Annotated in this window: 22 protein-coding genes; 4 read left to right on the plus strand and 18 right to left on the minus strand. The window is 47.5% G+C overall.

Going from position 1 to position 25209, the window contains the following annotated elements; genetic code table 11:
- Positions 1–40 precede the first annotated feature (40 nt).
- From rpoS to rlmD, 13 genes are all read right to left on the minus strand, one after another.
- Positions 41–991, minus strand: coding sequence for an RNA polymerase sigma factor RpoS (gene rpoS, locus HR45_RS06820; RefSeq protein WP_037441100.1), 951 nt, complete (start codon positions 989–991; stop codon positions 41–43).
- A gap of 74 nt (positions 992–1065) precedes the next feature.
- On the minus strand, positions 1066–1944 hold the full coding sequence (locus HR45_RS06825; RefSeq protein WP_037441101.1) for a peptidoglycan DD-metalloendopeptidase family protein: 879 nt from the start codon (positions 1942–1944) through the stop codon (positions 1066–1068).
- A 94-nt stretch (positions 1945–2038) separates the two neighbouring features.
- Positions 2039–2677, minus strand: coding sequence for a protein-L-isoaspartate(D-aspartate) O-methyltransferase (locus tag HR45_RS06830; RefSeq protein WP_037441102.1), 639 nt, complete (start codon positions 2675–2677; stop codon positions 2039–2041).
- Complete coding sequence (gene surE, locus HR45_RS06835) at positions 2674–3420, minus strand: 5'/3'-nucleotidase SurE (protein WP_037441104.1); 747 nt, start codon at positions 3418–3420, stop codon at positions 2674–2676. Before surE ends, HR45_RS06830 begins: the two co-directional genes overlap by 4 nt.
- 5 nt (positions 3421–3425) lie before the next feature.
- Positions 3426–4490 (minus strand): tRNA pseudouridine(13) synthase TruD, encoded by a 1065-nt coding sequence (truD, locus tag HR45_RS06840; RefSeq protein WP_037441453.1) that lies wholly within the window; start codon positions 4488–4490, stop codon positions 3426–3428.
- 10 nt (positions 4491–4500) lie between these two features.
- Positions 4501–4980 (minus strand): 2-C-methyl-D-erythritol 2,4-cyclodiphosphate synthase, encoded by a 480-nt coding sequence (gene ispF / locus HR45_RS06845; protein WP_037441106.1) that lies wholly within the window; start codon positions 4978–4980, stop codon positions 4501–4503.
- 15 nt (positions 4981–4995) lie between these two features.
- The gene (ispD, locus tag HR45_RS06850; RefSeq protein WP_037441108.1) at positions 4996–5718 is read right to left on the minus strand and encodes a 2-C-methyl-D-erythritol 4-phosphate cytidylyltransferase; all 723 of its coding nucleotides are present in this window, start codon (positions 5716–5718) and stop codon (positions 4996–4998) included.
- Positions 5719–5748: 30 nt separating this feature from the next.
- A complete protein-coding gene (ftsB, locus tag HR45_RS06855) occupies positions 5749–6048 on the minus strand; it encodes a cell division protein FtsB (protein ID WP_037441110.1) in 300 nt (99 codons plus the stop codon).
- 93 nt (positions 6049–6141) lie between these two features.
- The gene (eno, locus tag HR45_RS06860; protein ID WP_037441111.1) at positions 6142–7437 is read right to left on the minus strand and encodes a phosphopyruvate hydratase; all 1296 of its coding nucleotides are present in this window, start codon (positions 7435–7437) and stop codon (positions 6142–6144) included.
- A gap of 187 nt (positions 7438–7624) precedes the next feature.
- Positions 7625–9262 (minus strand): CTP synthase, encoded by a 1638-nt coding sequence (gene pyrG / locus HR45_RS06865; protein WP_037441113.1) that lies wholly within the window; start codon positions 9260–9262, stop codon positions 7625–7627.
- Between the two features lie 137 nt (positions 9263–9399).
- Positions 9400–10206: a nucleoside triphosphate pyrophosphohydrolase gene (gene mazG, locus HR45_RS06870; RefSeq protein ID WP_037441115.1), complete on the minus strand. Its 807-nt coding sequence runs from the start codon at positions 10204–10206 to the stop codon at positions 9400–9402.
- Between the two features lie 13 nt (positions 10207–10219).
- Positions 10220–12433 (minus strand): GTP diphosphokinase, encoded by a 2214-nt coding sequence (relA, locus tag HR45_RS06875; protein WP_037441118.1) that lies wholly within the window; start codon positions 12431–12433, stop codon positions 10220–10222.
- Between the two features lie 130 nt (positions 12434–12563).
- Complete coding sequence (rlmD, locus tag HR45_RS06880) at positions 12564–13916, minus strand: 23S rRNA (uracil(1939)-C(5))-methyltransferase RlmD (RefSeq protein ID WP_037441120.1); 1353 nt, start codon at positions 13914–13916, stop codon at positions 12564–12566.
- Between the two features lie 94 nt (positions 13917–14010).
- Here rlmD and barA point away from each other — a divergent pair, with 94 nt between their 5' ends.
- Positions 14011–16776 carry a two-component sensor histidine kinase BarA gene (barA, locus tag HR45_RS06885; RefSeq protein ID WP_037441122.1) on the plus strand — a complete coding sequence of 922 codons (2766 nt, stop codon included), beginning with the start codon at positions 14011–14013 and terminating at the stop codon, positions 16774–16776.
- A 12-nt stretch (positions 16777–16788) separates the two neighbouring features.
- Positions 16789–17397, plus strand: coding sequence for a YjaG family protein (locus tag HR45_RS06890; protein ID WP_037441124.1), 609 nt, complete (start codon positions 16789–16791; stop codon positions 17395–17397).
- A gap of 52 nt (positions 17398–17449) precedes the next feature.
- On the opposite strand, the gene HR45_RS06895 is transcribed toward HR45_RS06890, so the two are convergent.
- Positions 17450–20248 (minus strand): S9 family peptidase, encoded by a 2799-nt coding sequence (locus tag HR45_RS06895; protein WP_052074572.1) that lies wholly within the window; start codon positions 20246–20248, stop codon positions 17450–17452.
- A 267-nt stretch (positions 20249–20515) separates the two neighbouring features.
- Here HR45_RS06895 and HR45_RS06900 point away from each other — a divergent pair, with 267 nt between their 5' ends.
- Positions 20516–21523 carry an isocitrate dehydrogenase gene (locus HR45_RS06900; RefSeq protein ID WP_037441127.1) on the plus strand — a complete coding sequence of 336 codons (1008 nt, stop codon included), beginning with the start codon at positions 20516–20518 and terminating at the stop codon, positions 21521–21523.
- Positions 21524–21671: 148 nt separating this feature from the next.
- Positions 21672–22019 (plus strand): hypothetical protein, encoded by a 348-nt coding sequence (locus HR45_RS06905; protein ID WP_037441129.1) that lies wholly within the window; start codon positions 21672–21674, stop codon positions 22017–22019.
- Positions 22020–22097: 78 nt separating this feature from the next.
- Here the strand turns inward: HR45_RS06905 and rlmM are convergent, their stop codons facing one another.
- Genes rlmM through HR45_RS06925 form a run of 4 tightly spaced genes read right to left on the minus strand, consistent with a single transcriptional unit; the run spans position 22098 to position 25130 of the window.
- The gene (rlmM, locus tag HR45_RS06910) at positions 22098–23162 is read right to left on the minus strand and encodes a 23S rRNA (cytidine(2498)-2'-O)-methyltransferase RlmM (RefSeq protein ID WP_037441131.1); all 1065 of its coding nucleotides are present in this window, start codon (positions 23160–23162) and stop codon (positions 22098–22100) included.
- 42 nt (positions 23163–23204) lie between these two features.
- Complete coding sequence (locus tag HR45_RS06915) at positions 23205–23594, minus strand: DUF423 domain-containing protein (protein ID WP_037441133.1); 390 nt, start codon at positions 23592–23594, stop codon at positions 23205–23207.
- On the minus strand, positions 23591–24238 hold the full coding sequence (locus HR45_RS06920) for an alpha/beta fold hydrolase (RefSeq protein WP_052074573.1): 648 nt from the start codon (positions 24236–24238) through the stop codon (positions 23591–23593). Before HR45_RS06920 ends, HR45_RS06915 begins: the two co-directional genes overlap by 4 nt.
- A complete protein-coding gene (locus tag HR45_RS06925; RefSeq protein WP_037441134.1) occupies positions 24219–25130 on the minus strand; it encodes a transcriptional regulator GcvA in 912 nt (303 codons plus the stop codon). The genes HR45_RS06920 and HR45_RS06925 overlap by 20 nt, the downstream gene beginning before the upstream one ends.
- Positions 25131–25209: the final 79 nt, after the last annotated feature.

Raw genomic sequence — 25209 nt, forward strand, 5'->3', positions numbered from 1 at the left:
TTTATAGTGCGCTTTTTGTTTGTATCACCCCCCCGCAAGGCTAGATACGGAACAATGCCTCTACAGAAAGACCTTGAGAAGACAACATATCGCGTAAACGTTTCAATGCCTCAACTTGAATTTGGCGTACACGTTCACGGGTCAAGCCAATTTCTGCACCTACGTCCTCAAGTGTCGCAGGCTCATAACCTAACAAACCAAAACGGCGTGCCAGCACTTCACGTTGCTTAGAATTTAGCTCATTCAACCATTTGACGACTGATTTAGAAATATCTTCATCCTGAACCTGAGAGTCTGGTGTATTAAAGTCATCATCCGCTAACACATCTAACAATGCTTTATCGTTATCACCACCAATTGGCGTATCTACAGAGGTGATCTTCTCGTTCAGTTTCAACATGCGACTGACATCAGCACTTGGCAGATCTAGCTTTTCAGCAATCTCTTCCGCTGTTGGTTCATGATCCAATTTTTGCGCTAATTCACGTGCGGTACGCAGATAGACGTTGAGCTCTTTCACCACGTGAATTGGTAAACGGATAGTGCGAGTCTGATTCATTATGGCGCGCTCGATGGTTTGGCGAATCCACCAAGTCGCATAGGTAGAGAAGCGGAAGCCACGTTCTGGGTCGAACTTTTCCACGGCGCGTATAAGGCCTAAATTACCTTCTTCAATTAAATCGAGCAGTGCTAAGCCACGGTTATTGTAACGGCGGGCTATTTTGACCACTAAACGTAGGTTACTTTCAATCATGCGATTACGTGACTTGTCACAGCCCCGAAGCGCTTTGCGGGAGAAATAGACTTCCTCTTCTGCTGTTAGCAGTGGCGAAAAACCAATTTCGCTGAGGTATAACTGAGTTGCATCGAGGTTCTTTTGCAGATCGTCTTGAACAATTTCGGCCAACGCATCGCTTTGCACGGCCTCCACTTCATTGACAGACAAATCTTGTAATTCTTTATAAGAAGCATTGGTATTATTGCGGCTCATGATGTGCTCTCCCGAAATAGAAAAAGACAACCTACATTTTGTTTATCCTCCAATGCCAAAATGGCGCCAAACAATCATCGTTTGGGTAAATAAGAAAGTGGGTTTACAGACTTACCAAGATATCTGATTTCAAAATGTAGCATCACTTGGTTGGTGCCTGAGCTTCCCATTAGGGCAACTGTTTGCCCCGCGGACACTTGCTGTTTTTCTTTCACCAAAATCTTATCGGCGTGGGCATAAGCACTTAAGTAATCGTCGCTATGCTTGATAATGACGAGGTTCCCGTATCCTCGCAGAGCACTACCTGCATATACAACACGACCATCAGCTGCGGTTTTTATAATATCGCCACGATTGCCAGCGATTTTGATTCCTTTATTCCCTTGTTCACTATTGGAAAATGTTCCAATCAGCCGTCCGTTGGCTGGCCATATCCAGCGGCTTACTTTGCTGGGCAAAATTTGCTCGCTTTTGTGGATAACTGAGTTAACAACTTGTTTACCAGTCGTTACAGCGTACGAATTATTGTGACCGGAATCAAGCTTTTTTTGCTCACTATTCGGCGGTTTACGACTAATGGATACCTCTTTTTTATCCTCTTGTTTTTTAACAATTTTAGTCTTTTTTACTTTAGCATTATGACTGGAGTTTTTACTCGATTTTTGGGTAACTGTTCGCGTTTTAGGTTTAATAGCTACCAAACGTAATACTTGACCAGGATAAATCGTAAAGTCACTGTCGAGCTTATTGAGTCGAGCAATAACGCGGAAATCTTTGTCTGCTCCCCAGGCGATAGAATAAAGCGTGTCACCGGTTTTAACCTTATAAGTGGCACTATCAATAGAACCTTTTTCAAAGCGTGGAAAACGAGTTTGGTGCAGCGAATACACAGGGGCGGGTTTAGTGGCTTGGAAACTACAACCAATAATGCTGAACTGCGAAAGAAATAGCATGAACAGCAAGACAAGCTGGTGTCTGCTGCAAAAATGGTAAGGTAACGTCTTTATCCCTAAATTGATGAGCACTCCATTCCCCATTTAATGCCATTCAGGCTAAATCACCATTTATCAAAGGTACAAACTTTACTGCTTCAATTACTGTGGATGAATACTGTTCACCATGGCGTTGGACTTTTAGTAACTGTTGGCTGTCATCGCCGACCGGAATAATCAATACCCCGTTGTCATTTAACTGCTGTAATAAGGCGTTAGGGATCTCACTGGCCGCAGCCGTAACAATAATGGCATCAAAAGGAGCACGATTCGCCCAGCCCTTCCAACCATCGCCATATTTAAATGACACATTGTGAAGATCGAGCCTTTTTAGCCGTTGCCGAGCTTGGATCTGCAGACTTTTAATACGTTCGACGGTACATAACTGCGGCACTAACTGTGCCAAAATAGCCGCTTGATAGCCTGAACCAGTGCCGATTTCCAGTACCTGCGTTGGCCGGTGAGCCAACACTAACTCTGTCATGCGCGCAACAATATAGGGCTGAGAAATGGTTTGCCCTGAGCCGATTGGTAGCGCTGTATTTTCATAAGCCTTGTGGGTAAGCGCACCATCGAGAAACAGCTCTCGCGGTGTCTGCGCGATGACGCGCAACACATCTGGATCCGTAATACCTGATTGAGCTAAACGCTGCGATAGCTGTATCGCCGCCGAAGCAGACGCCATGCGACTCATAGAATATCAATCCATTCCTTTAGCTTAGACAACTGCTTGTAGGCAGTTAAATCAACCGTTAATGGGGTTATCGACACATAACCATTTGCAACAGCATGGAAATCTGTATCTTCACCTACATCGAGTTCGGGACCAACAGGCCCCAGCCAATATATGTCCCGTCCGTGCGGATCTTGAGTTTTGATCATATCTTCCGCTTTATGCCGCGTCCCAAGCCGGGTTACTTTTACCCCTTTGATATGATCAAGTGGCAAATCTGGCACATTGATATTCAATATCTGATCGGCATCTAAGGGGTGACGTAGCAATCCTTCCACCACTTTAACAACATATGCCGCTGCAGTTCCGTAATGAACGAGTTCACGTCCGGCCAACGACACTGCAATGGCGGGCAACCCCAAAAAGCGCCCTTCCATCGCGGCCGCAACCGTACCAGAATACAAAGTATCATCGCCAAGGTTAGCACCAGCATTGATGCCAGAGACCACTAAATCGGGCTCTTGGGTACATAACTGCCGAATAGCAAGATGTACGCAGTCAGTTGGCGTGCCGTTCACAGAGATATAACCGTTATCTAACTTATTAATCCTTAAAGGATTAGTCAAGGTTAACGAGTTACTAGCGCCGGAACAATTGCGATCAGGAGCGACGGTCAAGGTGTCGCCCATGCGGCTTAATGCTTCGGTCAACACTTTAATCCCCGGCGCATTAACTCCGTCATCATTACTGATCAAAATATTCATCGAACTTATTCCTGTTGTTCCTTGCTCGCGAGCCATTGCTGACGGCGCACTTCTGCCATATCTTGATATTGCACTAATTCACGTAAAACCGAGGTCGCAAATGCCCCAGCGGGTAAAATAAAATCGAGCACTAACGTCGTGTCATCGACTTGCTGCCAATGAAACTGCTCAGCTTGCAAGAGTAACGGTCGGCGTTCCTGCTTTAAACCAAACTTGGCCAAACCGACTAACTCACTCTCAAATGCCGCAGCGGCTCCAGTTTCAAACTGTGCTGCGGCTCCGTTAGCGCCCAGTTCGCCTTCACCCCATAGTGGCGCAGACAGTTGAATATCAGCGGTTTTTAAACGTTCGAGCAAGGTGTCATCCCAATGTTCGACTGTGAAAAAACTGCGCGAGCCTGAGAGCATCACACAATCACCGTCAAGTGGTGCCAACTGGTGCTTGTCGAGTCTTGCCGAGACCAGCTGATTAAAAACAAGCGACCGAGCCGCCGACAGGTACATCGACTTCTGGTTACTGTTTTTCACCTTTTTGCCAGCAAACATGTCGCGCGCTTTTTGTATATTGGCGCCATTATGACCAAAGCGCTGCTCGCCAAAATAGTTAGGGACCCCTACTTGTTGCACCTGTTCTAAACGCGCGAGTAATGCGTCTATTGCCGACACATTACGCAAGGTTAACTTGAAACGGTTACCAGATAACGCACCAATTCGTAACTTCTTATTATGGCGAGTCGCTTCAAGGACGGTCAGCAACTCACCATTAAGGTGTTGCCACTCGGGCGTTTCTTTCCCAGGAATACGCACACAAAACCACTGTTCGGTAATGGCGTTTTTATCTTTTTGTCCGGCGTAACTGACATCACGCGGATGCACCTTGGCAAATTTAGATAGGCGCTCCGCGACTTCAGTCGTGTTTAAACCATTTTTTTGGATATACAGTAGATGATGTTCACCTTCACCGGTCATGGTAAAAGGTAAAATTTCCTGCACGATAAAGTCAGCGTTATCACTGCGTATGTCCGCGGTAATTGTTGGCTGACCATGCAAATAAGTTAAAGACGTTAGCATATCCACAGCGTTATTTTCCTTGCATCAGCACCACAGCTTCTACTGCGATACCTTCTTTACGGCCAGTAAAGCCTAATTTTTCGGTAGTCGTGGCTTTGACATTAACAGCATCAATTTCCACTTGTAAATCTTGCGCCAGTACGGCGCGAATCGCTTCAATATGCGGCAACATTTTGGGGGCTTGTGCAATTACAGTGACATCCAGATTACCCACCTCAAAGCCTTTATTCTGTGCCAACGAAAGACAGTGGCGTAACAGCACCCGACTGTCAGCACCAGCAAACTCTTCATCGGTATCAGGGAAATGTTTACCAATATCACCGAGGGCAACGGCGCCTAAAATAGCATCAGAAATGGCATGTAACACTACATCACCGTCGGAGTGAGCGATCAAGCCACATTCATAAGGCACTTCAACACCACCTAACATCAGCGGCTTATTGCCACCAAACTTATGCACATCGAAGCCATGGCCAATACGTATTGTCATCGTATAAATTCCCGATTAGTTGATACTGCGGTGATGCGCGAGATAGAGCGCTGCCAACGGCAAATCGTCAGGATGGGTCACCTTGATATTATCTGCACGTCCGGAAACTAAGCCAGGTGCGACACCAGCCCATTCCATTGCTGATGCTTCATCAGTCACATTAACGCCCGCTTGCACCGCTTGTTCAAGCGCCGGCAATAATGTTGCAGTTGGAAAAAATTGTGGTGTGAGCGCATGCCATAACGCATCTCGCGGAACGGTAGTGTCGATACACCCATCTTTACGCGCACGCTTCATGGTATCGCGTACTGGCGCCGCTAAAATGGCGCCTTGTGGGTATTGCTCGCGACTTGCCAGCAATTTATCGATATCGGCGTGCGTCAAACACGGCCTAGCAGCATCATGTACTAACGCCCAGCTAACGGCGTCATCGATCTGCTTAAGCGCTGCGATAACAGAATCAACCCGCTCAGCGCCACCAATAACCTGATGTAACTTAGGATGCTGCGCTTGCGGTAACTGCGCAAAAAATTGATCATCGGCATTCAGCGCCACAAACACTTCGTCTATCGCGGGATGAGACAATAAGACATCCAAAGTGACAGCCAAAATACAACTGTCTGCCAAGGGTAAATATTGTTTCGGACATTCGGCTTTCATACGACTGCCGATACCTGCAGCGGGGACTACCGCTATGACCTTTGGCTGCAAAGGCTTAAATGAAGATTGATGACTCATGGTAATGAGGAGGTCGTCTCTATTATTGGCTTAATTGGTGTTGGTCATTGAGCGTTGTTCTCCACCCACAACGCGATAAAAGGTCTCGCCCTTTTTAATCAGTCCAAGTTCGTTACGGGCGCGCTCTTCAATCGCTTCGGTACCACTGCGTAGATCTGTAATTTCAGCTTTTAACGCGTTATTACGCTGCTGTAGCTCAGCATTACTATTCGTTTGAGCGGCGATCTGATGTTCGAGCTGGAAATACTCCGTTAGGCTGTTATCACCAATCCATAAGCGGTGTTGTAACACGGCTAATAAAACAATCCCCAGTAGTAGCAAACGTTTCATGATGTTAGATCCAACCGTCAGAGTGTTAGCGACCAGCGAATATTACAACAAAAAAGGCCGCCTGTTGGCGGCCTTTTTCTAAATCAGCGAAAATTACGCTTGGCCTTTAATGGCAGACAGACCACCAAAAGGCGCTTTTTCGCCCAATGCTTCTTCAATACGCAGCAGTTGGTTGTATTTTGCTACGCGGTCAGAGCGACACAGAGAACCGGTTTTGATTTGACCCGCTGCAGTGCCCACTGCCAAATCTGCGATAGTCGCATCTTCAGTCTCGCCACTGCGGTGAGAGATAACCGCTGTGTAGCCTGCTTCTTTCGCCATACGAATCGCAGCCAGCGTTTCTGTCAGAGAACCGATTTGGTTGAACTTGATCAGGATTGAGTTACCAATACCTTGTTCGATACCACGCGCCAAAATCTTTGTGTTAGTCACGAACAGATCGTCACCCACCAACTGGATTTTATCGCCCAAAATCTTAGTCAGATACGCCCAACCTTCCCAATCAGACTCATCCAAACCGTCTTCGATAGACACGATTGGGTATTGTTCAGTCAGTGATGCGAGGAAATCAGAGAAACCGTTTGAATCGAATTTTTTACCTTCGCCTGACAGGTCATACTGACCTTCTTTATAGAATTCTGATGCAGCGCAGTCCAATGCCAGCGTTACGTCTGAACCTAGTTTGTAGCCAGCAGCTTCAACCGCTTCTTTAATGACGGCCAGAGCTTCAGCGTTAGATGACAGGTTAGGCGCGAAACCACCTTCATCGCCCACAGCAGTGTTCAAGCCTTTGGCTTGCAGCACTTTCTTCAGGTTATGGAAGATTTCAGAACCCATGCGCAGTGCTTCACGGAACGTTTTAGCACCGACAGGTTGAACCATGAACTCTTGAATATCAACGTTGTTGTCAGCGTGCTCACCACCGTTGAGGATGTTCATCATTGGTACTGGCATGCTGTATTGACCAGCAGTGCCATTCAGTTCTGCGATATGTTGATACAGCGGCATACCTTTAGCGGTTGCGGCGGCTTTAGCTGCTGCCAGTGATACTGCCAGAATGGCGTTAGCGCCCAGCTTATCTTTGTTTTCAGTACCATCAAGGTCAATCATCGCAGCATCAAGTTCTGCTTGAGCAGTAGCATCTTTACCCAGCAATACGTCACGGATAGGACCGTTAACATTCGCTACAGCGGTCAAAACACCTTTACCCATGTAACGTGACTTGTCGCCATCACGCAGTTCCAGCGCTTCACGGCTACCAGTAGATGCACCTGATGGTGCTGCAGCCATACCAACGATACCACCTTCCAGATGAACTTCGGCTTCTACAGTTGGGTTACCGCGCGAATCCATAATTTCGCGACCAATGATGTTGATAATCTTAGCCATAATATCCTCGATATGAGATTAAAGTTTGAAAGAAAAACCCATACCCATGTACCGCTTTTACATGGGTATTGGCATTTCAGCCCGCCTCACTCTCAGGTGTTATTATATGATAATATCTTTCCTAGGCGGAATTACACCCCTTTTGATAAAAAAGCCGGAGCTGCTTCGCAGTCCGGCTTTCGTTATCTTAACCTAATTTCTGTTTTTGGTAACTGTTAGCAGCGCTCACAAAACCTTCAAACAGTGGGTGACCATCGCGCGGAGTCGAGGTGAACTCCGGATGGAACTGCCCAGCCACAAACCAAGGGTGGTTCGGGATTTCGATCATTTCCACCAGCTTGCGATCAGATGATAAACCACTGAACACCAGTCCGGCTTTCTCAAGGCGATCGACATAAGTGTTGTTCACTTCATAGCGGTGACGGTGACGCTCAATACAGGTTTCACTGCCGTAAGCGATCGCCGCTTTAGTACCCGCCTTCAAATGACACAGTTGTGCGCCAAGACGCATGGTGCCACCTAGGTCTGATTTTTCGGTGCGATGTTCAATTTGACCATCTTCGTCAATCCACTCAGTGATCAAACCTACCACTGGATGTGGAGTGTCCTTTTTGAATTCAGTTGAGTGCGCATCTTCAAGGCCAGCCACATGACGGGCAAATTCGATCAACGCCACTTGCATACCCAAACAGATACCGAAGTAAGGCAGGTTGTTTTCACGGGCATACTGTGCCGCCATGATTTTACCTTCCACACCGCGCTCACCGAAACCACCTGGCACCAGAATACCGTCAAGGCCTTCCAGTACTTCCACGCCTTTTGCTTCAACAGTTTGTGAATCGATATATTTGATATGCACAGAAACACGAGTCTTGATACCGGCATGTTTCAAAGCTTCGTTTACAGATTTATAGGCATCTGGCAACTCGGTGTATTTACCCACCATACCAATGGTCACTTCACCATTTGGATTAGCTTCTTGGTAAATCACGTTTTCCCATTCAGACAGATCGGCTTCATCGCATTCAATGCCGAAACGTTTTACCACTAACTCGTCCAAACCTTGTGAACGCAACAGTGCTGGGATTTTGTAGATTGAGTCAACGTCACGCAGCGAGATAACCGCTTTTTCTTCAACGTTACAGAACAGCGAAATTTTGGCACGTTCAGTCGCCGGAATCGCACGGTCACCACGACAGATCAACACATCAGGCGCAATACCGATAGAACGCAGTTCTTTCACAGAGTGCTGAGTAGGCTTAGTTTTCACTTCTTGCGCTGGGCCAATAAATGGCACCAGCGTCAGGTGCATAAACAGGCTACGATCACGGCCCAGTTCTACCGCCAACTGACGGATAGATTCTAGGAATGGCAGTGATTCGATGTCACCCACAGTACCGCCGATCTCAACAATCGCCACATCACGGCCTTCACCGCCTTCAAGCACTTTCTCTTTGATGGCGTTAGTGATGTGCGGAATAACCTGAATGGTCGCGCCTAAGTAATCACCACGACGTTCTTTACGCAGCACTTCTTCGTAGATACGACCGGTAGTGAAGTTATTACGACGGCTCATCTTGTTACGGATGAAACGTTCGTAGTGGCCGAGGTCAAGGTCTGTCTCTGCGCCGTCCTCAGTCACAAACACTTCACCATGTTGAATGGGGCTCATGGTACCTGGATCAACGTTGATGTACGGATCCAGCTTCATGATGGTCACGTTAAGACCACGAGCTTCGAGAATGGCAGCCAAGGATGCTGCTGCAATACCTTTACCAAGTGATGAAACCACACCACCTGTTACGAAAATATACCTAGTTGTCATGCTGAGCCTGAGAAAAACGAGTGAGATTTCAGCGCTGGAAAAGAGCGCCGGGACGGGGCGACAGTATAACAAAAGGAATTGGATTTACCAAACAGCAATCCGCACAAATAGCACAGATTCGACCTGTATTTATTCGGTTACTTTGACTCAGTTTGCTTAACTTGTTGCCAAAACGCTTCTAGGCTTTCGAGTGTGTGTTCTTCAAACGCTTTTCCCGAAGCCACAACACGCTGCTCAACCCCTTGAAAACGCCGTTCAAATTTACGATTTGCTGTTTGCAATGCATCTTCTGGATTAACGCCAAGATGCCGAGCGAGATTGGCTACAGCGAAGAGCAGATCACCTACTTCTTCTTTCAACGCTGCAGACGCAGGCGCATCAGGCGCAACTTCTGCCAGCACCTCCGCAATTTCTTCCTGCACTTTATCGACCACAGGAGCCAACTCATGCCAGTCAAATCCCACACGCGCTACGCGCTTTTGAATTTTGACCGCGCGCGAAAGTGACGGTAATGCTTTGGGGATATCGTCAAGGATGGAGGTTTGCGCCCTCGCTTGTCGCTCGGTCGCTTTTTGTCGTTCCCAGTTTTCTTTGAGTTGTTGCTCAGACAATTGCCGCTCGGACTGCTCACCAAACACATGAGGATGACGAGTAATCAGTTTATGGCAAATGCGATTGACCACATCATCAAAATCAAACTGATTTTGCTCACGACCAAGTTCGGCATAAAACACCACTTGAAACAGCAGGTCTCCGAGCTCTGAAGGTAACGCTTGCCAGTCTTCATTGGCGATGGCATCAGCGACTTCATACGCTTCCTCGAGCGTAAATGGCACGATTGAAGCAAAAGTCTGCTGTTGATCCCACGGACAGCCCTGCTCTGGGTGGCGTAGCTGCGTCATAATACGCAGCAGATCCACCATTTGGTATTGCTTATCAGTCATCAATACCCCGTGATTACAAGCGACGCGCTTCGACTACGCCATCCACCTGATTTAACTTGGAGATAACGCGTGACAAGCCTTCGACGTTGTACATTTCCATTTCCAGCTCTATGGTCGCCGTTTGGTTTTTCACATCAGAAGAGGTGTTCATCGCCAACACGTTAGATTTCTCCGCCGCCAGCACCGAGGTCAAATCACGTAGTAAACCGGTGCGGTCATTTGCCAGAACGCGCAAACGCACTTTATAGCCACCGGAGTAGTTTTCGCCCCAGACAACATCCACCACCCGCTCAGGGTGAGCCCGCATCAGCTCTTTGACTTGCTCGCAGTCGGCACGATGTACTGAGATACCGCGCCCTTTAGTAATAAAACCAAAGATTTCATCACCGGGAACTGGCTGGCAGCAATTGGCCAGATGACTCATCAGGTTACCGACACCATTCACTTCAATGCGATCTTTGTTGGCGTTACTTGGCTTTTGATTACCTTTTTTCACCAGCTCATCAATGGCGTCGTTTTCGTCAGGTTCAACGTGCCGTAATTTGCTTTGAACGAAGTTCACCACTTGGTTCAAACGCACGTCGCCACCGCCAATGGCGGCGAGTAGATCGTCCATTGAACCCACGTTGAATTTATCTACGGCGATGCTGGCATCTTTGATATTGAGGCCAATGCGAGACAGTTCGGCATCAAGCATCTCACGTCCGGCAATCAAGTTCTTATCGCGATCTTGCTGCTTAAGCCAGTGCTGGATCTTGCTACGAGCGCGTGAGGTTTTGATATAGCCCATATTAGGGTTGAGCCAATCGCGTTTTGGATTTGGGGTTTTGGAGGTGATGATCTCAATCCGCTCACCGGTTTGTACCTGATAAGTAAACGGCACAATGCGGCCATCCACTTTGGCACCGATACAACGGTGTCCCACTTGCGAATGAATGTAGTAGGCAAAATCCAAAACAGTGGACCCCATTGGCAAGTCGACCACTTCGCCGCTAGGGGTAAACACATAGACGCGGTCTTCAAATACCTGACTGCGGATTTCTTCCACCAAGTTGCCACTTTCGGCCACATCTTCCTGCCATTGCAGAATTTTACGCAGCCAATTGATCTTTTCTTCATAGCCCGTTTGTTTGCCGCTGGCATGTCCCTCTTTATATTTCCAGTGGGCAGCGACACCAAGCTCCGCATCTTCATGCATTTGTTGCGTACGGATCTGAATTTCAACCGTTTTCCCCTGCGGGCCAACAACGACCGTATGAATAGACTGATAGCCGTTAGGTTTAGGGTTGGCAATGTAGTCGTCAAATTCACGTGGAATATGGTGCCACATAGTGTGCACCACCCCGAGCGCGCCGTAGCAATCTTGCAAACGGTCGGTGACGATACGTACCGCACGAACATCAAACAGCTCATCAAACTTCAGCTGTTTGCCACGCATTTTGCGCCAAATTGAATAAATATGTTTGGGACGCCCGTACACCTTGGCGCGAATATGTTCATCATCCAATCGCTGTTGCAACTGGCCGACGAAATTATCGATGTAAGTTTCGCGATCAAGACGCTTGCCATCTAATTGATGGGCGATGTCTTTATAGGTGTCTGGGTGTAGATAACGGAAGGCAATATCTTCCAGTTCCCATTTTAATTGACCAATACCAAGCCGGTTAGCTAAAGGAGCGTAAACATCGGAGATTTCCCGCGCCAACAATACTCGGGTTTCTTCATCGGCATTTTTCACTGCACGCAACAAAAATACCCGTTCAGCCAGTTTGATCACCACTGCTCGTACGTCTTCCACCATCGCCAGCAACATCTTACGGATCTTGTCGATTTGCGGTTCAGCTTCGTCACGGCTTTCGTAATTGACCTTCAACGAGCCGATGGCTTCCATAGTTTTAGCGCTATGCACTAAGGTGGCCAATGACTTGCCATAATCTTCTTCAATGGAGGCTTCGTCGATAACGCCAGCATCAAGGTAGACGAAAATCAGCGCAGCTAACATGGTGTCGATATCCATATTGAGCGGCGACAGAATTTCAATCATTTCACGGGCTTTCGCTTGCAACTGAGCTTGGGTAAGTTTGCACTTACCTAAAGGGAGCGAATCCATGCGTTGAAATAGCGCCTTCAGTTTGCTTGCGTCTTCTTCCTGCGACATGTGGCGGCAAACCCACTCGTCCAGATTAAAATCAGCGTCCTGAAAGTGTGCTTCTCGAACAGATACCATGGTTTCATCCCTTAAATGAGCCAGTAATGTGGCACAGAAGACTCTATCTTCTGTATTGTGCCGAGGAAGTCAAATCCTCAAGCTGGTTTTTCTAATGACTTTTTTGTGGCGTTAACATTGCTTGTCAGCACTATTTTGCTCGAACGAACAATGCCATCGCTTCTATATGGTGCGTTTGCGGGAACATATCAAGCGCTGTCAGCCGCTGCAGTTGGTAGCCCTGTTTAAATAGCTGCTGACTGTCACGCGCCAAACTCACAGGGTTACAAGATACATAGACTACACGCTCGGGCGATAGTTTCGCTAAATGTGCTAACGCATCAAAGGCGCCAGCTCGTGATGGATCAAGCAACAACTTATCAACTTTGCCAAACCAAGGTTCGCGCTTAAGAGCGTTATTCAAGTCGCTACAGAAAAATTGCGCATTGTCGAATCCTGCCTTTGCCGCATTTGCGGTCGCTAATTCGACTAAATTGCTAACGCCCTCGACACCGGTAACCTGTGCGCCACTCTCTGCTAAGGCGAGACTAAAATTCCCCATGCCGCAGAATAAATCTAATACTTTCTCACCGGACTTAGGCGCAAGCCACTCAACAGCACGGCTTACCATCTGCTGATTCACGCCAGCATTAACCTGAATAAAGTTACCGGGATTAAAGCTTAAGGAGAGCGACTTAGTCGCGGTTAGTAATCGATATTTGGGTTGTTCACCACGCAGATACTGCCATTGCTCATCAGCATGCTCTAACACCATGGCGCAGTTTAGCCGCTCAGCCAACTCCAGTAAGCGCTCTTCATCTTTGGCTGCTAATGGCTGCGTTACGCGAATCACCACCATCGGCTGCGATTCGGTCGCAATTAACTCCACATGGCCCAATGTTGCCACCGCTTGTAAGCGTGCTAAAGCTGCCGCCACCGGCTTAATCAGCGCACTCAATTCTGGCTCAAGTACCGGGCAAGCATCAATGCCGACGACTTTGCTGCTCTCGCGCCCGCGAAATCCTAAAGTGAATTGCTTTTGCTGGCGATCATACCAACTGCTCAAGCGCGCCTTACGGCGGTATCCCCATGCAGCTGACAGCACTTCATCAATTTGTGGTAGCTGCGCTTGTTGCTGCTCAGATAAATTGGCCAATCGGCTATATAACTCACGCAAAGCACGGCGCTTGTGCTCGGCTTGCTGTTGGTGGCCGAGATGCTGCAAATTACAGCCGCCACAACGTTGGTAATGAGGACACGCTGGTGTAATGCGCTGTTCGCTTACGGTTTCGATATTTAGCAGCTTGCCCTTAGCATATTGTTTTTTGTTTTCGGTAAGTTGCAGCTGCACTTTTTCGCCCGGCAATGCGCCGGCGACAAACACCACTTTCCCTTGATGTTGTGCCACACCTTGCGCTAGATGATCCAGCGACTGGACCGTGACACTGATTTTTTGTGGTTTGGTCGCAGATCTCGTTGGTTTTTCTTTAAAAAACTGTGCCATTCAGGCCTCTATCTTGACAAATTACTGGCAATTAACCCGCCTATTCTGGCAGTCTATGCACAGATAGCTTTCACTCTCGGACCCCATAACTTCCATGACAACCAACAGCAATATGACCAAGTACAGTCTACGCTCGTGGGTGTTGATGCTGGCGCTGGCGCCGACAATCTTGGTCGGGGTGTTATTGGGGAGCTACTTTACCATAAATCGCTTTTATGAGCTTGAAGATACGCTGCGCGATCAAGGCAGTAATATTATCGAGCCGTTAGCGATTGCCAGTGCTAGCGATCTGGCCAGTAATAACCGTGAAGCGGCGAAACGTTTACTGGCGGCGGCGCAATTAAATAAATCAACACTGGTTAAATCTATTGCGATTTTCGATGACGAGAATCGACTATTTGTCACCTCGCACTATCACAAAGATTTCGAATTGATGCGCTACGCTGGTGACACAGTGAATCTGGTGCAAACCGAATACGAACCAGTCGGTGATAGCCTGGTGGTGCGAACGCCCATTTATTCGGTTACAAATCTGCTAGCGCTTGATGATGTTCCCGGTGTACACCAATCAGATAAACCTATCGGCTATGCGGCATTGCTGCTCAACAAAGAAAAAGCCTTGCTGGAGCAACACCGTGCCGCCATGGCCGCCGTCATCATTGTGCTTATCGGCGTACAACTCAACCTGCTGTTTACCTTCCGTTTGGTGAAGAACGTAACGCAACCCATCACCGATATGGTGCGGGCCGTCGCTAAAATTCGAGAAGGTAAGCTCGATACCCGCCTCAATGAAAATCTGATTGGTGAGTTGGATATCCTCAAGCGTGGTATTAATGCGATGGCCGGGTCGTTGTCGGAATACCATGATGAGATGCAGCAAAATATTGACCAAGCCACCTCAGATCTGCGCGAGACGTTAGAACAGATTGAGATCCAAAACGTCGAGTTGGACTTAGCCAAAAAACGCGCCTTAGAAGCCAGTCGCATCAAATCTGAATTTTTGGCCAACATGTCGCATGAATTGCGTACTCCACTTAACGGCGTGATTGGCTTTGCCCGCCAATTAATGAAAACTTCGCTGCAAAATAACCAGAAAGATTACATCCAAACTATTGAGAAAAGCGCCAGTAATCTGCTCAGCATCATTAATGACATTTTGGATTTTTCTAAGTTAGAAGCTGGCCGCATGACCTTTGAAAGCATGCCGTTTTCGCTCCGTGAAACCATTGACGACACGCTGAAAATACTCTCGCCTGCGGCACAAGAGAAACAGTTAGAGCTGGTAGTGGATATCGCCCCTGAAGTACCTGATAACATCAACGGCGATAGCCAACGTATTACCCAGATTTTGACCAACCTGATCGGCAACGCAATTAAGTTCACCGACCAAGGTAGCGTGATGTTACGCATGGCGGTGAATCAACTTCGCGAAGAGGAAGTCGAACTGCATTGTGAAGTGGAAGATACCGGTGTTGGCATCGAAGAATCACAGCAAGACGTACTATTCCAAGCCTTTGGTCAGGCCGACTCCAGTATTTCACGGCGTTTCGGTGGCACCGGACTCGGCTTAGTCATCACCAAACGTTTAGTTGATCAGTTAGGTGGGCAAATTGGTTTTACTTCAAGAACTGGTAAAGGCTCAACCTTCTGGTTCACCCTAACCTTGTCGCTAAGCCAATTCCACATGGATGAGCGTCAACCGGTGGAACAACTCAAGCATAAAACCGTTTTGCTCTATGAACCTCGGGTATTGTCCCGCGGCGTATTGGTCAAACGCTTACAACGTTGGCAAACGGAGTTAGTGTCAGTAATCAGCCTGCAGCAATTGCATGCAGCACTTAGCCAACAACACTATGACTATGTGTTGATTAGCTGCCAAGGTTTTGCTTCCCCTTCTCATATTGCAAGTGTGTTACATGAAGCGCGTGCTGCGACTGATGTGTTGTTTGCGCTATTTGACTGCCACAATCAGCAAGTGCTCAATACCACAATTCGCCCAGCGGTGGATCTCGTCTTGCCAACCCCGGTGAGCGAGGCATTGATGGCGAAGTATCTGTTGGAGATGCCCGTTGAGCCAACAAACGCATCCACGAGCGATAAGGAAGCTGGCCCACCGGAGAATATGAAGGTTTTGGCGGTAGATGATAACTATGCCAACCTCAAACTTATCGACACCTTATTACAAGAACAAGTGAGTGATGTGGTGAGCGCCAGTAGCGGCGAAGAAGCTATCGCCCTCTGTCAGCAGCAAAGCTTTGATCTGATTTTTATGGATATTCAGATGCCCGGCATCGATGGCATCAGCGCAACGGCTAAAATCCGTCAAAGCCAACTCAATGCCAACACACCGATTATTGCGGTGACCGCGCACACCATCCAAGAGGAACGTGAGCATATTCTCAATAGCGGTATGGACGGTTATCTTGCCAAACCGATTGATGAAAGCGCACTCAAAGGGGTCATTAGTCGTTGGAATCCGAACGCTGCCAGTGCCCAACCAATATTAGAATTGCAATCATCCAGTATCAATTGGGGCATGTGTTTGGTACAGGCCAATAACAATGAGTCATTAGCCTATGAAATGCTGCAGATGCTGCATGACTCAATTTCAGCGACGCTCGCCGATATTGCGCAAGCACAGCAGCAGGATGATGATGCACGCATGCTAAAAACCGTGCATAAATTACATGGTGCTTGCTGTTATTCTGGCGTCCCTGTACTGCAGAAACTGTGTCAGACGGTTGAAACTGCATTAAAGCAGCAGCAAAGCATCGCAGATGTCGAACCAGAAGTTCTTGAGTTGCTTGATGAGCTGGCTAAGGTAGAATCAGCCGCCAAGCAAATCCTCGCCGCCCACTAGACGGAACGTTTCATGACTAAAGTCGGTTTTTTTAAGCGCCTTAAAACTCTTAATTTTCAGCAAAAGAAGCTGTTTGCAATCGCATTGTGCCAACGCATGTTGCCCAACTATCAGTTATTTGCTGAAGTCAGCGAATTTGGCAATGCGGCGGTATTAGATACGCTGCTACAGCTATTGTGGCAGTCGTTGTACGACAACAAACTCAAAATCAATATCGAAGCGCAGCTCGTCAAGTTAGAAGAAAACACACCCGAGCCTAACGATTTCGATATGTATGGCGTTTATCCTGCATTAGATGCAGTAGTCGCACTGACGTCCTTTTTAGGTGCGTTACAAAGTAAGATTGAAGAAGACATTACCAACATTTCAAAGTTATCTTCATCTACTGTCGCAAACTATGTTGAAACGCTTATCGGCGACGAATTTGCCAGTGAAGAAGCGTTAGAAGATGCCATCTTCGCCCATCCGGTAATGCAGCAAGAACGCGAATTGCAAATGTCACTGCTGGAGATTGTGGAGGATAATCCAGAATTAGACGCTGACTTTGTTAAAGCATTGCGTAAAGAGATCGTAATGGACGGTGTATCAAATATTGGCGTTAGCATTATTGAGAACGACTAACGTGTGATGCTGCATAAAAAGCCGAAGCTCCTTGCTTCGGCTTTTTTGTTGGTTAATCCGCTTTAGAGGGCTCGCGGTAGGCTTCACCGTCAGTGATCCACTTAGCGGCAGGTTTTCCCTGCAAATAGTGATCAAAATACTGCTTCATTCTAATGGTGTAATCCAACTTGTTGGGATACTTTTTCAGATGATGCGGTTCATCTTCATATTGCAGCATAATCACATCCTTGCCCGCGCGACGCATTGCCAGATACAGCTCAATCCCTTGCTCGTAAGGCACAGCGTCATCGCGATCACCAAACATGATCAGCAGTGGCGTTTGCACGCGGTCCACATAAAACACCGGTGAGTTCTCAATATATTTTTGTGGTGCATCCATCAGGCTTTCGCCAATGCGGCTTTGACCCGTTTCATATTGGAACTGCCGAGCGAGTCCAGAACCTAAACGAATACCACTGTAAGCACTGGTCATATTGCTGACAGGCGCGCCCGCTACCGCAGCAGCAAACATATTCGTTTGGGTGACGGCAAAGGCCGTTTGATAACCACTCCATGAGTGCCCTTGCAAGCCAATACGTTTGGGATCTGCAATGCCAGAATCAATCAGTTTATTGACTGCACTGGTGAGAGCTTTGACTGAACTGATACCGGGATAGCCCACTTCAAACCGAATATCCGGCAAGAAAATCACGTAATCATCGGCGGCGTACCAGGCAAAGTTAGGCCGATGGTTAATTTTCATATCTGGAAAGGCGTGTAAACGCTGACTCATAAAGCGATAGTAATACACCATCACCGGATATTTTTTGCCCGGTTGATAGTTGGCGGGTTTAATCACCACCCCGTCCATATTACGCCCATCACCATCACGCCAATGCAGCAACTCAGCTTTACCCCAAGGTAATGCACGGCGCTGCTTATCGAGATCCGTTTGTTTTACTGCCTTTTGTGGTTGCGTCACGTTAGCGGTATAGAGGTCGGGGAACAGATCATAACGCTGCTGACTGAACAGCAGTTTGTCACTGTGACTGGCCCGCGCCAGAACGCTGAGTTTCTCATCTTTATTCAGCAGCGGTTTTACACCCGCAGTGCCGACTTTCGCTGCATAAAAGCCATCGGCTTTAGTGACTTCACTGTAGCCTTGCAGCAGCAACGGCTGTTTGTCGCTGAGCGTAGGTTCAAAGGCCTTATCCGGCTGCGCTAACGCTTCAACACGGAATCTAACTCGCTGCTTACGACCTGCTCCAGCAGTCAGCATAAAGCCTTGATGCGAACGCGTATCAAACTGCCAAATATCATATTTATCGTAAACCAGAATGCCATCATCATCCGCTAGCCATGGGCCAAAGCCATATCCTGGCGCTGGCGAAGGATAGTCATGGTCCTCATCTGCAAACGGCGTTTTTATCGTACTATTGAGCTGCGTTTTATGGTGATTGGCAATATCGTAAAGAAAGATATTGCCCTGCTGATAGTAGGCAACAAATTGCCCGTTCGGCGACAGCGTCGGCTTACTAGCTTCAGGCTGCTGTACTAACACCTGCTGGCGATTCCCAGTGTTAAGGTCAACCAAATACCAATCACGGAAAAAGCCCGCCCAAGTGATCATCTTTTGGTAAGGCACATCTGAGCTGGCTAACAGAAAACGATGTTGTTGGCTTAACGCTACATCTGGCACTTTGGTGTCAGCCAGTTGCACCACACTGCCCGATTTGACGTGTAAAACGGCTAAGTAAGTACGTTTAACTTCCTGCTTATAATGATTGATTTCGTTAGGTTTAATTAGCGGATCATCACCATGCCAAATGTGCAGTCCACGCTGCTCTGTGACCAAGGTTTCATTGTAGAGATCATCCTGCTGCTTTATTTTAGGAATGGTAAAACTATGGCTAAGTTGCGGCACGCGACCAAAGAACAAGCGTTCACCATCAGCTGAGAACGTCAGCGTTGCGTAACGGTTCAGCAACCAACCATCTTTATCAGCGCTGGCATCCTGAATACGTTGAAATTTCCCAGAAGCCAAATCGTATAGTGATAACTGGTAAGCACGCTCATTCAACTCAGTAGCGGCATTTCCGGCCGTATAGGCCAGATATTCGCCTTTGCGACTCAGGGCAAGATTACCAATTTGCTGGGTCTTAGAATTCACCAACTCAGCCTGATTAAAGCTATCAAGACGAATTAGCAACAGCTTGTGTAACGCGGCGTCGCTATTGTTTTGTGCCAATGCCAGATAGCGACTGTCATAGGACCAATGCCATGCCGTAATATCAGCAAAATTTTGCTGTTTATTATTGGCGAGGTTAACCACGGCTAATGAACTGCCTAAATCGGCTTTATCAGTTTTCTTAGCATCTATTTCTGCAGCTTCACCAGCCTCTTTTTCCTGTGGTTTTTCCGCCTTTTTAGCGTCCTCAGACTCATGCCATACCAATAGATATTGGCCACTTTCACTGAAAGCAAACTCTTTTACACGCGTAAACGTCTGTTGCTCACCAGTTTGGTTATTCACTAAGGTTAAGTTGTTCTTGAGCTTCTTACGCTCGGCTTTACTGGCTTTCTCTGTGTCGAGTAAGGAGGGCTTTACCCAAAATGCACTATAGGCACCATCGTTGGAGATAACCGGTTCGCTACCACCAGCAACCGCATATTCTTTACCACTCGAGAGAATTTTCACAACACCGCGGCTATCACCGCGATCTGGCTTGGCGCTATACGCAAGCACTTTGCCTTGGGGATCTAGACTCTGCGCAGTAATCTGCTCAAAGTGCATGATGTCTTGTAGGGTAAGGTCAGCCTTGCTGTTAGCGGCATAGCCAAAGCTCGGCAAGGTCAGCATCGCCGCCAGCATCGATGTTTTCAATAACGACGGAAGTGTGAGTGTTGTTTTGGCCTTCAATGTCTAAAATCCATACAAATGAGTGATAAGTAGTCGCCAAGGGCGCGGTTATACGACTTTTAGACTACATAAAAAGCCACGTCTTTGCCTTCGATTTCCTGTGAAAAGTGTTTAAAAGTGTTTAGAATAAAGGAGATCTATATCACATAATCTAACTCGCAATCTGTGCCCCCACACCTTGCGACTCCTGCTTAATGTTCAACCGTGGAAGGATTCTCCATGTCTAAAAGAACGATTACCGTAATCCCGGGTGATGGGATCGGTCCGAGCATTATTGATGCTGCCCTGAAAATTCTAGAAAAAGCTGGCTGTGACTTTGAATACGAATACGCCGATGCGGGTCTTGCCGCATTAGAAAAACACGGCGAGTTACTGCCACAACGTACTTTGGATCTGATTGAAAAAAATAAAATTACTCTGAAAGGTCCATTGACGACACCAGTAGGTGAAGGTTTTACCTCTATTAACGTATCGCTCCGTAAAAAATTTGGCCTGTACGCTAACGTTCGTCCAGTATTGTCGTTCAAAGGCACACAAGCACGCTACGAAGATATCGATATCATCACCATTCGTGAAAACACTGAAGGGATGTACTCAGGCCTAGGTCAGAAAGTGTCTGATGACGGTAACACTGCTGAAGCGATGAGCGTGATCACCAAGCAAGGCGCAGAGCAAATCACCACCTTTGCTTATGAGTTGGCACGTAAAGAAGGCCGTCAAAAGGTCACCATCGTTCACAAAGCCAATATCATGAAGTCTACTTCAGGTTTGTTTTTGAAAACCGCACGTGAAGTCAGCCAACGTTATCCCGATATCAAAACTGAAGAGATGATTGTTGATGCGACCTGCATGAAACTGGTGATGAACCCAGAGAACTTTGACGTGATTGTAACCACCAACCTGTTTGGTGACATTCTGTCAGACCTATGTGCTGGTTTAGTTGGTGGTTTGGGGATGGCGCCAGGCGCCAATATCGGTAAAGATGCCGCAATATTTGAAGCCGTGCACGGAAGCGCGCCGGACATTGCCGGTAAAAACTTAGCGAACCCTACCTCAGTGATTCTGGCTTCTGTGCAGATGTTGGAATACTTGGGCATGCAAGATAAAGCTGCGCAAATCCGTAAAGCAGTATCTGACGTGATTGCCGAAGGTGATCGCACCACTGCCGATTTGGGCGGTACTCACGTTACCACCGACTTTACTCAAGCAGTATTGGATCGCCTGTAAGACACCTGCAATGACTGATTGCCCAAACAATAAGTCATAACGTATTTAGTAAAAAGGACAGCAACCGCTGTCCTTTTTTATTGCACCATTGCAATTAACACGTCAGCATTGCAGGATAAAAAGCCTGACAACCCGCAGTATCCTAGTAATGAGTCATAATCCAGTCAGCCATATTCGCATTGGCAAACACAAATTGATTGAGTACGAAGTGGCTAAAGAGCAGTGTTCCGCACTGGGACGAGCTGGCCGAGAACTGCATAAACTGCTGCAGCTATTTGATGCTGACCGCCAACAAGGATTTCAACAGTTCCCCGAGCAACAACATCTGCAGCGTCTGACAGAAGCAGCAATGGCGTTAATGATGACGCGTGAGTATCTAGGCTTTCAACATGAGAATCTGGCGTGGATAGTACAAGAGTTTAATCTGCCAGAAGCCGTTGCAGCGGGTTTAGATATCGCCAAACCTGAAGGTTATCTTGGCCGAAGTGGTCGCTAGCCCTCTCACCTGTAGCCACCTTTATCTAGACAAAAAAGATGGCCTAGTGCCATCTTTTTTGAGTGAAAATGAATTGGGTTATAGCAGACTCAGATGCACCGTCACTTCATCGCGATCATGATAAAGGTGCTTGCAGCGCAGGGTAAAACGCTGGATTCCGTTTTCTTTAAGAATGGTGTCCATACGCCCGAGGATAGTACTGACCTCTTTATAACGGCTCTTCATCGGCAATTTCAGGTTAAATATGGCTTCTTTAAACCAACCTTTAATCGCCCACTGCTCCATCAGCTCCGCAACTCTTGAAGGCTTCTCCACCATGTCACAAACCAGCCAGTAGACATTTTTGCGTTTAGGCTCAAACCGAAAACCATCTTCACGTAAATGCGTCACCAACCCTGATGCCATCAACTCTTCTTGCATCGGACCATTATCAATTGCTGATACAAACATACCGCGACGAACCAGCTGATACGTCCAACCACCGGGACAAGCACCTAAGTCCACCGCATGCAAACCACCGGATAAACGCTGCTCTGCTTCATCTTCAGGAATAAAATGAATAAAGGCTTCATCTAACTTTAAAGTCGAGCGACTTGGGGCTGCTGTCGGAAACTTAAGCCGCGGGATCCCCATAAAATAGGGCGAGCTATTAAAGCTATAGGAGTAGCCAACAAACGCCTTATCTGAACCGAGAAAGCACACATGAATAATCGGACGATTGACATTCTCTTTGGCCAACAACATGCCTTTTTGCTTCAATGCTTGACGCAAAGGCACAGTAAACTTGCGACAAAAGGTCAGCAGTTCTTTAGCCTCATTGGTGTCAGGCGTTTCTACCCGCAGTTCGCCAGCTTTAGGCGCATTTTCTAGCTGCGCGACAATCGGCGAAATTCGATCTTCTACCGGTAAATCCGTCAACAAATCACTGCTGACAAACATCTGCCGCGCGAAGATCAGTCGCTCCAACGACAGCTCTTTACCCAACTTATCGGCATCTTCTGCGGTAAAACACTGGAACTGCACATAGGCATCCTTTGCCGCTTTAACAAAACCAGCGACCCCAAAAAAGTTGGCAGCATCTTGGATCTCTGCCGCACAATCTTTCTCATAGCCGGCACGGCAAAATAGAAACAGGTTATTCATGGATTCTTTCGTCTAGCCCAAAACGGCGGCAAGTATAGCAAATCAAAGCCCGGTTTCATCCATACGATGACGATAAACCGCAGCAGCTAACAGCATCCACGCAATCAGGAAGCAAACGCCTCCAAATGGCGTAATGATCCCGAGCATTTTGACGCCCAGCATGGCGTACAAATACAGCGAACCGGAAAATAGAAAAATTCCCGCAATAAAAAGCCCGGCGGCCCAGTTTAATAATCGCGAATTGATCCAATGTCCGGCCATAGCAACCGCAATCAACGCGAAGGTATGGTAAAACTGATATTCCACCCCAAGATTAAAGATTTCAATCAAATGCGGCGGCGCAACATTCTTTAACCCATGAGCACCGAAAGCGCCCAAAGCAACCGCAAAAAAGCCGCTAATGGCGGCCAACATAAATAATCCTTTTTTCATTGATGACTCCGAGTAAAAGCAAGGATATGGCTCACAGCCTGATGGTAATTCTGCATCAGTGTGACCCCAGAAAGTTTGCGCGGTTCAAAACTATGATTACCGTCCGGTACAAACTGTAACTCAACCAAGGCTGGTAATGGCCAACACGTAAGTTGCTCACGCGTACCAAAACTATCGCGTTCGCCTTGCACGATCAGCAAAGGTAATTTGCAATCATTGATAGCATCAAGTCGTGGCTCATTTTTACCTTTCGGCAAAAATGGATAACCCAAGCTGATAACACCTTTCACAACTGCGGGCAACGCTTGCCCAGCCAACATGGTGGCGATGCGACTGCCCATAGACTTGCCAAGTAAAAAGACGTTATCTGCGGGATATTGCTGCAAGACAAGCTCAAGTGTGTTGTGCCAACAGGCCAATAATGTAGCAGCGCGATCGGGCGGCCGACGCTTTCCGTCAAGTGCCGATTTTTGCATATAAGGAAAGTTAAACCGCAACACAGAGAAGCCAGCATCAACTAATAAGTCCGCCATGGTTTGCATAAAGTCATGGCTCATATCCGCTCCCGCACCATGAGCAAAAATCAGCAAAGTGTCGGCATTGGCAGCGGGTTGATAAATCCAATCATCCTGGGAGTAATTCACTACGCGACTCCTCAGCAAACATCTCTAACATCCACTCACGAAAAGCGACAATCTTGCCGAGCTCAGCATGCTTTTGCTGGCAGACCAGATAGTAAGCATCTTTGCTTACCAACACCTCTTGGAACGGGCAAACCAAGCGTCCAGCCTGAATATCTGGCTTCGCTAGCACGCTATAGCCCAAAGCGACCCCCTGACCGTGCGCTGCGGCCTGCAACACTAATGATGAGTGACTGAAGATAGGCCCTTGATTCACATTAACATCGGTTACCCCGCACTGACGAAACCACGCCTGCCAATCTTGGCGACTCATATCATGCAGCAAGGTATGAAACTTTAAATCTGATGGTTGGGTTAACGGTTTAGGCCCTTTCAGCAACATCGGCGAACAGACAGGAATGAGCACTTCATTACGCAATTTATCAGCGCGTAATCCAGTCCAACTGCCGAGGCCATAGTATATCGCCACGTCGACATCATCGGTGAGTGAGCCAGATTCACCATCAACCGCTTTAATACGCACATCAATATCGGGATTTTTCTCGCTGAATTTAGCCAACCGCGGCACCAGCCATTGAATTGCAAAGCTTGGCGACATACTGACCGTCAGCGAGCCCACCGCACTGCGAGCCAGCAAGCGGTCAGTCGCATCGGCTAATTGCGTAAAAATATCTTTAATTTCGAGAAAGTAGCTCTGCCCTTCCTCGGTCAGCAGCAGTGAGCGGTTGCGACGACGAAATAGCTTGAGCCCTAAAAAGTCTTCCAATGCTTTGATCTGATGACTCACAGCAGCTTGGGTAACAAACAACTCTTCAGCGGCACGGGTAAAGCTTAAGTGTCGGGCTGCCGCTTCAAATGCTTTGACGGCATTCAGCGGCGGAAGTCGCTTGCTCATAAATTTCCTTGAGTATTCTTATTAGATTTTCTAATCCGTATTTTGGCATTTAATCATAAATAGATGCCAGCCTTTTAAA

It is taken from the genome of Shewanella mangrovi, assembly GCF_000753795.1.
GTDB classification, from domain to species: domain Bacteria; phylum Pseudomonadota; class Gammaproteobacteria; order Enterobacterales; family Shewanellaceae; genus Shewanella; species Shewanella mangrovi.